Source organism: Thauera butanivorans (assembly GCF_048398245.1).
Classification (GTDB): domain Bacteria; phylum Pseudomonadota; class Gammaproteobacteria; order Burkholderiales; family Rhodocyclaceae; genus Thauera; species Thauera butanivorans.
On sequence record NZ_CP183038.1, the window covers coordinates 479,564 to 491,829 of the forward strand.

9 protein-coding genes, 1 pseudogene and 1 riboswitch are annotated in these 12,266 nt (G+C 64.6%); of the genes and pseudogenes, 7 read left to right on the top strand and 3 right to left on the bottom strand.

Going from position 1 to position 12,266, the window contains the following annotated elements:
* Positions 1-367: 367 nt before the first annotated feature.
* Positions 368-508 (bottom strand): annotated as a pseudogene (locus tag ACNQFN_RS02340) (IS4 family transposase); the annotation flags it as partial.
* A gap of 277 nt (positions 509-785) precedes the next feature.
* On the opposite strand from ACNQFN_RS02340, the gene ACNQFN_RS02345 reads away from it, so the two are divergent.
* From ACNQFN_RS02345 to ACNQFN_RS02355, 3 genes are all read left to right on the top strand, one after another.
* Entirely contained in the window at positions 786-1,004 is a 219-nt protein-coding gene (locus ACNQFN_RS02345; protein ID WP_418647825.1) for a hypothetical protein, read from the top strand.
* A 22-nt stretch (positions 1,005-1,026) separates the two neighbouring features.
* A complete protein-coding gene (locus tag ACNQFN_RS02350) occupies positions 1,027-2,106 on the top strand; it encodes an IS110 family transposase (protein WP_068639414.1) in 1,080 nt (359 codons plus the stop codon).
* A 574-nt stretch (positions 2,107-2,680) separates the two neighbouring features.
* Entirely contained in the window at positions 2,681-3,301 is a 621-nt protein-coding gene (locus ACNQFN_RS02355) for a hypothetical protein (RefSeq protein WP_068639410.1), read from the top strand.
* Between the two features lie 75 nt (positions 3,302-3,376).
* Here ACNQFN_RS02355 and ACNQFN_RS02360 read toward each other — a convergent pair whose 3' ends face one another.
* Together ACNQFN_RS02360 and ACNQFN_RS02365 are read right to left on the bottom strand one after the other, a co-directional pair.
* On the bottom strand, positions 3,377-3,799 hold the full coding sequence (locus ACNQFN_RS02360; RefSeq protein ID WP_068639409.1) for a cyclic nucleotide-binding/CBS domain-containing protein: 423 nt from the start codon (positions 3,797-3,799) through the stop codon (positions 3,377-3,379).
* A 179-nt stretch (positions 3,800-3,978) separates the two neighbouring features.
* Positions 3,979-5,091: a branched-chain amino acid ABC transporter substrate-binding protein gene (locus ACNQFN_RS02365; RefSeq protein ID WP_068639408.1), complete on the bottom strand. Its 1,113-nt coding sequence runs from the start codon at positions 5,089-5,091 to the stop codon at positions 3,979-3,981.
* Positions 5,092-5,221: 130 nt separating this feature from the next.
* Here ACNQFN_RS02365 and ACNQFN_RS02370 point away from each other — a divergent pair, with 130 nt between their 5' ends.
* The 4 genes from ACNQFN_RS02370 to ACNQFN_RS02385 all read left to right on the top strand — a co-directional run bounded on the left by ACNQFN_RS02370 (position 5,222) and on the right by ACNQFN_RS02385 (position 12,227).
* Positions 5,222-5,713 (top strand): hypothetical protein, encoded by a 492-nt coding sequence (locus tag ACNQFN_RS02370; RefSeq protein WP_068639407.1) that lies wholly within the window; start codon positions 5,222-5,224, stop codon positions 5,711-5,713.
* Positions 5,714-5,764: 51 nt separating this feature from the next.
* The gene (locus ACNQFN_RS02375; RefSeq protein WP_418648955.1) at positions 5,765-6,352 is read left to right on the top strand and encodes a hypothetical protein; all 588 of its coding nucleotides are present in this window, start codon (positions 5,765-5,767) and stop codon (positions 6,350-6,352) included.
* 89 nt (positions 6,353-6,441) lie between these two features.
* Positions 6,442-6,518, top strand: a riboswitch (S-adenosyl-L-homocysteine riboswitch).
* 77 nt (positions 6,519-6,595) lie between these two features.
* Positions 6,596-10,318, top strand: a complete 3,723-nt coding sequence (gene metH, locus ACNQFN_RS02380; protein ID WP_068639405.1) for a methionine synthase — start codon at positions 6,596-6,598, stop codon at positions 10,316-10,318.
* An 88-nt stretch (positions 10,319-10,406) separates the two neighbouring features.
* Entirely contained in the window at positions 10,407-12,227 is a 1,821-nt protein-coding gene (locus ACNQFN_RS02385; protein WP_169802991.1) for an ATP-binding protein, read from the top strand.
* The last annotated feature ends 39 nt before the right edge of the window (positions 12,228-12,266 follow it).

Consider the following 12,266-nt stretch of genomic DNA (forward strand, 5'->3'; position numbering starts at 1 on the left):
TGTTGTCCGATGCATCCGCGAGGCCTTGTCTCCCCTCGTCGAGGCCAGATCCTGCCCGGCCCCTGTCCCCCTGCCACTGCTGCGCACGTCCGCCATGTGGCAAAAGTTTGCGTATTCTGCACAAAAACGGGGCGCGGATATGCCCCATTGTGGGGTGCAGGGCTGTTTTGTGATGCTGCGGCGCCGCAGTAAATGCCAGCGCCCTGTGCAGAAAGAACAAAGCGCGAGCCCCACAGGCCCATTCATGCATCGGATACGGGTGGTGCGACGCACAATTCGTGCCAGGCTATGGATAAGCCTGATCGGGAATAGGGGGTATTGATGAGGTGCAGAGGGTGAGGGTTGAGGTCATCTCGTCATACACAACTCACGCAGCCTCATCGCGTAGCGCCTGCATGGTGGTGGCGGCATCCATGACGCGCTGCAAACCCGGCCAGATGGTTTTCACGCCCGGCTCGCCGTCGCCCTTGCGCGCCAGGAAGCGGCCGAGGGTGGCGATCAGGCGCAGCCAGGGTAGGATGGGTAGAGCCGCAGGCGAAACCCATCATTTGCGGGGAGCAGGGGTGATGGGTTTCGCTACGCTCTACCCATCCTACTCGTGCTGCTCAATCCTTCATTACGACACCGATGGATTACGTTACGCTCTTCCATGCTCAGATGCTTGTAGATTCTTACCATGCGCACACCCTATCAAAATAAGGGTGTTGCACTTCAGTCTAGAGCCCGCCGAGTATCAAGCTCATGGCTGATACGTTTGGGTGTATGAATATCGCGAAGGATGGGTGATGGCGCTGGAAGCAGAAAAACTAGCAGTCAAAGAAATGATCGAGTCTTTTTATGGATTCGCAAATGTCTCGTTGCGTTGGAATGGCGAGGTGAATGAGCGGGTAGCAGAGGTTTTTGGTGTGATGCTGAATGACTACAAAGGGACTTCCCACATCCGCCGTTGGCCTGTTCGGCCCGGCATCGAAGTGCCAAGATTGAATTGCAGAAGTTCAATCTGAGTCGGTGAAAGGGGAAGTCCAAATGAATGCTACGACGATCGGGGTGGATCTGGCAAAGAACGTGTTTGTGGCCTGCGTGGCTGATGGTGCGGGGCGCGTGGTCGAGACGCGCGAGTTCAACCGCGCCGGCTTCCTGGCCTGGCTGGCAACCTTGCCGCAGGGCACTGTGGTGGCGATGGAAGCGTGCGGCGGGGCGCATTGCTGGGGACGCACGATGGCCGCCCTGGGGCTGGAGCCGCGCCTGATGGCGGCCGAGTTCGTGCGGGCTTATCGCAAACGCCAGGCGGTCAAGAACGACCGCGCCGACGCAGCAGCGATCGTGGCCGCGCTGCACGCGCCAGGCATGCGCTTCATTCCGGTCAAGACCGAAGCCCAGCAGCAGCGGCTGGCCTGGCACAGCCTGCGCCTGGGTTGGATCGAGGAGCGGACCGCATTGCTGAACCGGATTCGCGGACTGTTGGCCGAGTTCGGCATGGTGGTCGAAACGGGTGCGACCCGTTTGCGGCGCTGGCTCGCCGAGCACGAATTCGACACCGCACAACCCGCCCCGATTCGCCTCCTGATCCAGAACGTGCGTGACCAACTGGACGCGCTCGACCTTCGGATCGCCGAGTGCGACCGGCAGATTGCCGCCCAGCACGCCAACGATGCGGCTGCCCGCCGTGCGCGTGAGCTGCCCGGTGTTGGCCTGCTCACCGCCGATGCGGTGAGCGCCAGCGTTGGTGACGCCACCCAGTTCCACAACGGCCGCCAGTTCGCCGCCTGGCTGGGGCTCACACCGAGCCAGTATTCCAGCGGCGGCAAGCCGAAGCTCGGGCGCATCACCCGACGCGGTGACGATTATCTGCGAACCTTGCTGGTGCAAGGCGCAAGGAGCGTGCTCGCGGCCACCTTGCGCAAGGCCCGTACCGCGCCTGACACGCTCACCCGGCTGCAGCAGTGGATCGTGAGCCTGAACGCTCGAGTGGGCTACCACAAGACGCTGGTGGCGATCGCCAACAAGCACGCGCGTCAGTTGTGGGCGGTGCTGGCCAAGGGCGAAGCGTACAACCCCGAGGCGTGGCGCCAGTGGGGTGAAGTGGCCGAGCAAGCGGCGGCCTGACGGAATCACCAGGAATCGATACGGAAAATGACTGCGCACGAGCGATAGGCAAAACAGGTCAGACCGACCGGCTGAGAGCCTGGCTAACCTGATGGCCGACCATGAAGGGTGTCGCGGCTGATCCCCGCGCCCCGGCCGCGCCGATGAATGATTGAGGCCAGCCGGAGCGGTTAGTCGCATGGCCCCGGCACGTGCGTGCCGAACAAGGCCGATTGGGGAAAGGCAGTCTGTTCTGTCCTTGTCCATCGCGATGTCGGCAGTCCAGAAGCGGTCACGCCCAGGCGTGATCAGCAGGAGAAGAAGATGCGTGCATGATCAACGGCTGCTGTCTGCAGAAAACAGTTGACGGGAAGTCCCTTGGGGAAGCAAGGGAGTGCTCTAAAGCCATAGGGTGGGTGCCAAGGCCATCTGGTGGGAAAGCATCTATTTCGTGGCTTGCAATGCAAATGGGTAGGGGGATGTTCAATCATTATCGAGGTCAGTTATCGTTTTCGTGTGTACGCGGTGTTATCTATAAGTGAGGTAGAGAGCTTGAGATGGCATCAATAGGGCTGACCTCCAGGAGGCTTCCGACATGGGGGTGATGCGTCGAGTGAGATGGGTGTTTGGTATTTTCTTGTCGATTGCTCTGTTCAATCCGTGCTTGGCAGAGAATGGCATATCCATGGTTGAGAAGCCATGGCCGGATATTGGGGGTTGTCAGGATTGCATTTGTGTGCAATTCGGTCGGTTGGAGATGCGTATTCCTTTGTCTGTTGCTGGAAAGGTCCTTGTTACGGGCCATGGTGATTCTATATTGCATATTTTTCAGGAAAAGGATGGGAAACAAGCCGTTCATTTCCTGTCCGTAAGCCGGGATAGGCTGATGGGAATGTATGAGAGTGCAGGCTTGTTGAAGGGGCTGGATATTGGAAGCAATGAAGAGCTCTTTGATGCACTTGGCCGGCTTCCTGCTGGAAATGAAGCGCTGGCGGCATTGCGGCGTATAGAGAGTATTGATGTGGCTGACGGCTATATCAAGACCTCAAAAGGCGCCATTCACTCCTATTGGATCAAGTCTTCTCTTCCGGGTGGCGCTCAGCGCATCTATTTCGTCATGGATGATGACGATACTGTCTATATGCTTGCAGGGGATGTTTCCAAAGAGTTGTACGAGGCAGTTCTGGCAAACATGCGTATTGCAGACATCCCGTAAGTGCTGAGTGTGGAAGTGCCCAGCATTTGATGGGCGCGGAGCAGCGCGCACCACCGCTGCCCCGCTTATGCCCCCTCAGCAAATGCACTCCCACAAGCTCTGCTGGTCCTCGAACTGGTCGAGTTCCAGCCCCTTGAAGTCGCTGCGCGACACGATGCCGACGACCTTGCCGTCCGCGGTGACCGGCAGGTGGCGGTAGCCGCCGTCGCACATCATGTGCAGCGCATCGATCGCCTTGAGATCCAGGGCGATGGTATCCGGCTTGGCGGTCATGACTTCGGCTAATGGCACATCGGCTGGATTGCCGCCGCGGGCGATTGCCTGCACCGCGTCGCGGCCGGTGAAGATGCCTTCCAGCCGGGCGTTCGCGTCGGTGACCAGCACTGCGCCCACGTTGCGCTCGCACATGCGTTGACAGGCCGTCTGCACGGTGTCGGTCGGGCGCAGCATCAGGGGGTTCTGGTCCTTGACGATGAAGGAGATGTCGCGGTTTGTCATGTCTCGCTCCCGTATCGGTGTTGTGATGAGAATCCGATCACACCCTAGCCTGGAAACTGCTTGACGATCTTGACATTTGGCAAGCATCGTGAAGATGCCTGCCCGGGGCGCTTGAGAGGGCTGTAAACGGCGGCGGGGGCGTGAATCCACGCCCCCGCCGGTTTTCATGATGGTGCCGCTTACTGCACCGGCTCCCATTTGCCGTTGGCGTAGTTGTACAGGCTGACGCCGCCTTCCTTGATGTCGCCCTTGGCGTCGAAGGCGATGTGGCCGGTGACGCCCTGGAAGTCGACCTTCTGCATGGCGGGCAGGTATTTCGCCGGGTCGGTCGAGTCGGCGGCCTTCATGCCTTCGATCAGCGCGGTGGCGGCGTCGTAGGCGTAGGGGGCGTAGACCAGCACGTCGGCGTTGAAGCGCTGCCTGAAGCGGGACAGGAACTCTTCGCCGCTGGGCATCTGCGTCAGCGGGATGCCGGCCTGGGTGCAGAAGACCTTTTCGTTCATCGCGTCGCCGGCGAGCTTGAGCATTTCGCTGGTGCAGTTGCCGTCGCCGCCGAGGAAGGTGGCGGGGATGCCGAGCTGGCGCAGCTGGCGCAGCATCGGCGCGCCTTGCGAGTCCATGCCGCCATAGAAGATGGCGTCGGGCGTGCGGGCCTTGATCTTGGTGAGGATGGCGGTGAAGTCGGTGGCCTTGTCGTTGGTGAACTCGCGGCCGACGATTTCGCCGCCCAGCTTCTTGATGCTGTCGGCGAAGGAGTCGGCGAGGCCCTGGCCGTAGGCGGTGCGGTCGTCGATGACGGCAAATTTCTTCACCTTCAGCGTCTCGATCGCGTACCTGGCCATGGCTTCGCCCTGCTGCAGGTCGTTGGCGATGACGCGGTAGGTGGTCTTGTAGTTCTGCTGGGTCAGCTTCGGGCTGGTCGACGACGGCGTGATCACCGGCACGCCGGCCTGCTCATACACGCGCGAGGCGGGAATCGAGGCGCCCGAGGTGGTGTGGCCGACCACGCCCCTGACGCCGGCGTCGGTCAGGCGCTGCGCCGCGGTGGTGGCGGTGCGCGGGTCGCCCTGGTCGTCTTCGCTGAGGAGTTCGAACTTGACGGTCTGGCCGCCGATGACCAGGCCCTTGGCGTTGGCGTCTTCGAGCGCGAGGCGGGCGCCGTTCTCGCCGTCCTTGCCGAAGTGGGCGATCGGGCCGGTCAGCGGGCCGGCGTGGCCGATCTTGACGACGGTCTGGGCCTGGGCGGCAAAGCCGGCGCCGACCAGGGCAAGTGCGAGCAGGGTCTTCTTCATGTGCGTCTCCGGAAGGTGCATAGTTTGCAAAGAGTCACTGCAAGGGCGTTGCAAATCCATGGTGGATGGCAGATTCTAGCCCAGTGGCCCGTCGCCGGAAGGCCGGGCAAACCCTCGAGGAATCGATGACATGAAACGCTTGCTTGCCTGGCTGTGCGCCGTGCTGTCGGCAATCGGCATCACTGCCTGCGATTACTTCAATCTGCGCGAGCTCAAGCCGGGGGAATCGACGGCGGCGGAGGTGCGCGAACGTTTCGGCCCGCCGCAGATGGAGTGGCGCAACGCCGATGGCTCGGTGACCTGGGAGTTCACCCGCCAGCCCGAAGGCACCGAGTGCTTCATGATCACGATCGGCCCGGACGAAATACTGCGCAGCGTCGAGCAGGTGCTCAACGAACAGAACTTCGCCCGCGTGGTCAACGGCATGAGCGGCGACGAAGTGCGCCGCCTGCTGGGCAAGCCGGCGCGCAGCCAGTTCTTCCGCCTGAAACGGGAAACCGTGTGGGAATGGAAGATTTCCAACGGTCCCGATGGCACGAGCGATCCGGTGTTCTTCACCGTGTCCTTCAATACCGACGGCAGGGTGACCGGCACGGGCCGCTACACGCAATATCGACGCTGAATGGAGGCTGTCATGAGCCAGACCGCTACCCGGAGTGCGACCCCGTTCCCGATGCGCTGGCTGCGCGGGATGGGGTTGCTGCTGATGCTTGCAGGGGCGCTGCAGCTTGCCGGTTGCGCGACTTTCGAGCCGCCCCGTCCCTTCACCACCGAGGCCGAGGCACTGGCCGCCAAGGGCGAGCCGAGCCGGCGCTGGCAGAACGAGGACGGCACGACCACGCTGGAATACGCCACCCAGCCCTACGGCCATACCTGCCTGATGGTGCAGGTCGACCAGGGCGGCATGGTGCTGCGGCAGTGGGATGCGCTCGAAAGCGAGAACCTGGTGCGGGTGCAGAAGGGCATGACGCAGGAGGAAGTCGAGCGCATGCTCGGCCAGCATCGCTCGGTGCAGGTCTTCAAGCTGTCGGGCGAGGAGGTGTGGGACTGGAACATCCGCAACAATGGTCCGGGCGTCGCCACGCGCTTCAACGTGCATTTCATCGACGGCAAGGTGGCGCGCACCAGCCAGACCTATGTGTATCCGCGTGACGGATGGGTGGTCAACGGCTATTGGGGCCACGGCCGGCCGTATTACGGCTACCCCTATTACCGCCATCCGTTTTTCGCGCCTCATCCCTTTCACCCTTACTGGTGGTAGCCGGGCCGTGCCAGGCTGGGCTGTGTCTTGACCCAGGCCGCGTCAGGCCGCTATTGGCAAGCCCTGGCGTGAGCCGATACAATCGCTCTCCTGCCGAGGAGCGCTGCGACCCCGCCTGATTCTGCGAGGGCTAGGCTCGGCAACCGATCAACGGCGCTCACAAACCTTCTGCCGGTTTGTGGCGCCGTCTGCTTTCGTACCAGGCGTCACCCGGCGATCGTCGAACGACCGAGGTGATACCCGATGCAAGCCGACCGCACGACCGAACTCCGCCAGCTGCTCGCCGAGCGCATCCTGATCCTGGATGGCGCCATGGGCACGATGATCCAGCAGCACACGCTGGGCGAGGCGGACTACCGCGGCCAGCGCTTCCTCGACCACCCGCGCGACCTCAAGGGCAACAACGACCTGCTGGTGCTGACGCGGCCGGACGTGGTCGGCGGCATCCATCGCGCCTATCTCGATGCCGGCGCCGACATCATCGAGACCAACACCTTCAACGCCACCCGCGTGTCGCAGGCCGAATACGGCCTCGAAGCGCTCGCCTGGGAGCTCAACGTCGAAGGCGCGCGCCTGGTGCGCCGGCTGTGCGACGAATACACCGCGCGCAACCCGGCCAAGCCGCGCTTCTGTGCAGGCGTGATCGGGCCGACCTCGCGCACGCTGTCGATCTCGCCCGACGTCAACGATCCGGGCTTCCGCAACATCAGCTTCGACGCGCTCGCCGACGACTACTACGATTCGGCCAGGGGGCTGCTGGAAGGCGGCGCCGACATCCTGCTGATCGAGACGGTGTTCGATACGCTCAATGCCAAGGCGGCGGTGTTCGCCGTCGAAAAGCTGTTCGACGAGATCGAAAAAAGCGGTGGCCAGCGCGTGCCGGTAATGATCTCGGGCACCATCACCGACGCCTCCGGCCGCACGCTGTCGGGCCAGACCGCCGAGGCCTTCTGGAACTCGCTGAATCATGCGCAGCCGATCAGCTTCGGCCTCAACTGCGCGCTCGGCGCCGACCAGCTGCGCCAGTACGTCGAGGACCTGTCCAACGTCTGCGACACCCATGTGTCGGCCCACCCCAATGCCGGCCTGCCCAATCCGCTGTCGCCGACCGGCTACGACGAGACGCCCGAGCACCTCGCCGGCGAAATCCGCCAGTGGGCCGAAGCCGGGCTGCTGAACATCGTCGGCGGCTGTTGCGGCACCACGCCGGCGCACATCGCCGAGATCGCCCGGGTGGTGGCGGAATTCCCGCCGCGCAAGGTGCCCGAGGTCGAGAAGAAGCTGCGCCTGTCCGGCCTGGAGCCCTTCAACGTCGGCGACGACAGCCTGTTCGTCAACGTCGGCGAGCGCACCAACGTCACCGGCTCCAAGGCCTTCGCCCGCATGATCCTCGAAGGCCGCTTCGACGACGCGCTGGCGGTGGCGCGCCAGCAGGTCGAGAACGGCGCCCAGGTCATCGACATCAACATGGACGAGGCGATGCTGGATTCGGTCGCGGCGATGGAGCGCTTCTGCAAGCTCATCGCTTCCGAGCCGGACATCTCGCGCGTGCCGATCATGCTCGACTCGTCGAAGTGGTCGGTGATCGAGACCGGCCTGAAGTGCATCCAGGGCAAGGGCGTGGTCAACTCGATCTCGATGAAGGAGGGCGAGGCCGAGTTCCTGCGCCAGGCGCGCCTGGCGCGCCGCTACGGCGCGGCGGTGATCGTGATGGCCTTCGACGAGGCCGGCCAGGCCGACACCTTCGCGCGCAAGACCGAGATCTGCGCGCGCGCCTACCACCTGCTGACCAAGCCGGTGGCCGAGGGCGGTGCCGGCTTCCCGCCCGAGGACATCATCTTCGACGCCAACATCTTCGCCATCGCCACCGGCATCGAGGAGCACGACAACTACGCGGTCGACTTCATCGAGGCGGTGGCCTGGATCAAGCACAAGCTGCCCTGGGCCAAGACCTCGGGTGGGGTCTCGAACGTGTCCTTCAGCTTCCGCGGCAACGACCCGGTGCGTGAGGCGATTCACACCGTCTTCCTGTACCACGCGATCAAGGCCGGCCTGTCGATGGGCATCGTCAACGCCGGCCAGCTCGGCGTGTACGACCAGCTCGACCCGGTGCTGCGCGAGAAGGTCGAGGACGTGGTGCTGAACCGCAAGCCCGCGTCCGGCCAGAATCCGGGCGAGGTGCTGGTCGAGATGGCGCAGTCGGTGAAGGGGCAGGCCAAGGAGTCCGGCCCCGACCTCGCCTGGCGCGCCTGGGCGGTGGAAGAGCGCCTGTCGCACGCGCTGGTCAAGGGCATCACCGAGTTCGTCGTCGCCGACACCGAGGAGGTGCGGGCCAAGCTGGAAGCCGAAGGCCGGCCGCCGCTGGCGGTCATCGAAGGCCCGCTGATGGCGGGCATGAACGTGGTCGGCGACCTGTTCGGCGCCGGCAAGATGTTCCTGCCCCAGGTGGTGAAGTCGGCGCGGGTGATGAAGCAGGCGGTGGCCCACCTGATCCCCTACATCGAAGCCGAGAAGCTGCGCACCGGCGCTGCCAGCAAGGGCCGCATCGTCATCGCCACGGTGAAGGGCGACGTGCACGACATCGGCAAGAACATCGTCGGCGTGGTGCTGGGCTGCAACGGCTACGAGATCATCGACCTCGGCGTCATGGTGCCGGCGGCGAAGATCCTCGAAGCGGCGAAGGAGCACGGTGCGCAGGCGATCGGCCTGTCCGGCCTGATCACGCCCTCGCTCGAAGAGATGGCCCACGTCGCCGCCGAGATGAAGCGCCAGGGCTTCGAAGTGCCGCTGCTGATCGGCGGTGCCACCACCAGCCGCAACCACACCGCGATCAAGATCGCGCCGCACTACGACCAGCCGGTGGTCTATGTGCCTGACGCCTCGCGCGCGGTGGGCGTGGTCACCGCGCTGCTGTCCGAAGGGCAGAGCGATGCCTTCAAGGCCGAAGTCGCCGCCGACTACGAGAAGATCCGCGCGCTGCATGCCGGCAAGAAGGGCATGCAGTTGGTGAGCCTGGACGCCGCCCGTGCCAACGCCTTCCGCATCGCGCCCGACTATCGCCCACCGGCGCCCAACACGCGCGGCGTGCAGGCGATCGAGGTCGAACTGGCCGATCTGGTCGATTACATCGACTGGGGCCCGTTCTTCCAGACCTGGGACCTGGCGGGCCGTTTTCCGGCGATCCTCGACGACGAGGTGGTCGGCGAAACCGCGCGCAACGTATTCAAGGACGGCCAGGCGATGCTGGCGCGGATCGTCGATGAGAACTGGCTGCAGGCCAGGGCCGTGTTCGGCCTGTTCCCGGCCAACTCGGTGGGCGACGACGTCGAGATCTACACCGGCGAGGACCGCCGCCAGCTGGCGATGGTCTGGCACGGCCTGCGCCAGCAGCACGAGCGCCCGGCGGGCAAGCCGCACTGGTGCCTGTCCGACTTCATCGCGCCGAAGGATTCCGGCGTGCCGGACTGGATCGGCGCCTTCGCCGTCACCGCCGGCCTCGGCATCGAGGGCAAGCTCGCCGAATTCGAGGCGGTGCACGACGACTACCACGCCATCATGCTCAAGAGCCTCGCCGACCGCCTGGCCGAAGCCTGCGCCGAATGGCTGCACGAGCGCGTGCGCAAGGAATGCTGGGGCTATGCCGCCGACGAAACGCTCGACAACGAGGCGCTGATCGCCGAGCGCTACAGCGGCATCCGCCCGGCGCCGGGCTACCCCGCCTGCCCGGACCACACCGTGAAGGGGCCGTTGTTCGAACTGCTCGGCGCCCGCGAGCGCGCCGGCATGGAACTCACCGAAAGCTATGCGATGATGCCGGCGGCGGCGGTCAGCGGCTTCTACTTTTCCCATCCGGAAAGCCATTATTTCGCCGTGCCGAAGATCGGCCGCGACCAGCTGGAAGACTGGGCGCGCCGCACCGGCATGGAAGTGGACCAGGCCGCGCGCTGGCTGGCGCCCTTGCTATAAACGCGTGCCGGAGCGGAATGGGTCACGCTCCGGCAGATTCGGCCATGCTAATCTCGCCACGTTCTGATGCGTAGCGGATATGTGTGCCGTGAAGTTCCCCCGCCTGACCGATGACCGGGTCGACCCAGCCTCCTGGCATCAGGCGGTCTATCTGCTGTACCGCAATTCCATTCCGGCGCAGATCTCGCTGGTGACGGTCGCGCTGATGCTCGCGGTCGGCAACGTCGTCTTCGGTGCGGAGATGGTGCCGGCGCTCGGCTGGGCCGGGGCGATGGCGCTGCTTGCCTTCATCCGCGTGCTGTCGGTGCGGCGCTTCTTTGCCCGCGCGCCTTCGGTCGATGAAGTCGGCACCTGGTTCAAGCGCTACATGCTGGGCGCGCTGCTGGCCTCGACGGGCTGGGCGGCCGGGGCGGCGCTGTTCATGATCGGCGCCGGCTACGACGCGCGCTTCTTCACCGCCGGCATCATCGCCGCCACCATCGCCGGCGCGATGCCGACGCTCGCGCCTTCCCGCACCGCACTGGCCAGCTACACCGTGCTGTCGGTGTTGCCGGTCGCGCTGATCGCCGCGCTCGACTACCAGGGCATTCCGGACCTGATCCTGATCGTGCTGATTCCGGTCTTCAGCATCACCATCATCAACAGCTCGAACAACCTGAGCTCGATGCTGATCGAGTCGATCCAGCTCGGCCGCGAGCGCAGCCGCATGATCGCCGAACTCGAAGCCTCGCGCGACCAGGCGGAAATCGCCAACCGCACCAAGAGCCAGTTCCTGGCCAACATGAGCCACGAGATCCGCACGCCGATGAACGGCATCATCGGCCTCACCGAGCTTGCGCTGATGGACCCGCGCGACCCCGAGGTGCCCGAGCATCTGCGCATGATCCAGGCTTCGGCCGATTCGCTGCTGCGCATCCTCAACGACATCCTCGACTTCTCCAAGATCGAGGCCGGCAAGGTCGATATCGAGCACGAAGCCTTCGACCTGCACGAGACGCTGGACCTCGCCACCCGCGTACTGTCCGCGCCGGCCAAGTCCAAGGGGCTGGAGCTGAGGCTCGAACTGCCGCCGGATCTGCCGCGCAGGGTGCTCGGTGACGCGCTGCGGCTCAAGCAGGTGCTGACCAACCTGATCGGCAATGCGATCAAGTTCACCCAGCAGGGCGAAGTGGTGGTGTCGGCTTCGGTGAGCGGCAGCGGCGGCGGCATGGCCGACGTCGTGTTCTCGGTCAAGGACACCGGCATCGGCATCGATCCGCAGGTGCAGGCGATGGTGTTCGATGCCTTTGCCCAGGCGGATACGTCGACTTCGCGCAGGTTCGGCGGCACCGGCCTGGGGCTGTCGATCTCCTACCGCCTCGTCGAACTGATGGGCGGCATGCTGGGCGTGGACAGCAAGCCGGGCCGGGGCAGCCGCTTCTTCTTCACGCTGCGTTTCGAATGCGCGGCGCCGGATGCCGGCGGGGCCAAGGCAGCGCCCGCTGCCGATGCGCCGCCCGCGCCTGTGCCGGGCAAGGGCGCAGCCATCCTCGTGGTCGAGGACAACCCGATCAACCAGAAGCTCGCGGTGGCGCTGCTGACGCGGCGCGGCTACGACCTGACGGTTGCCGAGGATGGCCGGCAGGGTCTGGAGAAAGTGATCGGTGGCAGCTTCGATCTGGTGCTGATGGACCTGCAGATGCCGGTGATGGACGGCCTGGAGGCGACGCGGCGGATTCGCGCCCACGAGCGCGAAACCGGGCGGCCGAGGATACCGATCCTGGCCATGACGGCCAGCGCGCGCGAGGAGGATCGCCAGATCTGCCTGGCCGCCGGGATGGACGACTTCCTGACCAAGCCGCTCAACATCGGTCTGCTGTACGAGCGGGTCGAGGCCGTGCTGAAGGCCGGCGGCCGGGTGGCAGCCTGAGCATCGCCGCGGGCCGTTGCCGGTGATTCGTGCTTGGGC

What these genes read in the sequence shown, in the direction of transcription:
- ACNQFN_RS02345 (WP_418647825.1), top strand. Translation starts at nt 786, where the DNA reads ATGGCGCTGGAAGCAGAAAAACTAGCAGTCAAAGAAATGATCGAGTCT.
- ACNQFN_RS02350 (WP_068639414.1), top strand. Translation starts at nt 1,027, where the DNA reads ATGAATGCTACGACGATCGGGGTGGATCTGGCAAAGAACGTGTTTGTG.
- ACNQFN_RS02355 (WP_068639410.1), top strand. Translation starts at nt 2,681, where the DNA reads ATGGGGGTGATGCGTCGAGTGAGATGGGTGTTTGGTATTTTCTTGTCG.
- ACNQFN_RS02360 (WP_068639409.1), bottom strand. Translation starts at nt 3,799, where the DNA reads ATGACAAACCGCGACATCTCCTTCATCGTCAAGGACCAGAACCCCCTG.
- ACNQFN_RS02365 (WP_068639408.1), bottom strand. Translation starts at nt 5,091, where the DNA reads ATGAAGAAGACCCTGCTCGCACTTGCCCTGGTCGGCGCCGGCTTTGCC.
- ACNQFN_RS02370 (WP_068639407.1), top strand. Translation starts at nt 5,222, where the DNA reads ATGAAACGCTTGCTTGCCTGGCTGTGCGCCGTGCTGTCGGCAATCGGC.
- ACNQFN_RS02375 (WP_418648955.1), top strand. Translation starts at nt 5,765, where the DNA reads ATGCGCTGGCTGCGCGGGATGGGGTTGCTGCTGATGCTTGCAGGGGCG.
- metH (WP_068639405.1), top strand. Translation starts at nt 6,596, where the DNA reads ATGCAAGCCGACCGCACGACCGAACTCCGCCAGCTGCTCGCCGAGCGC.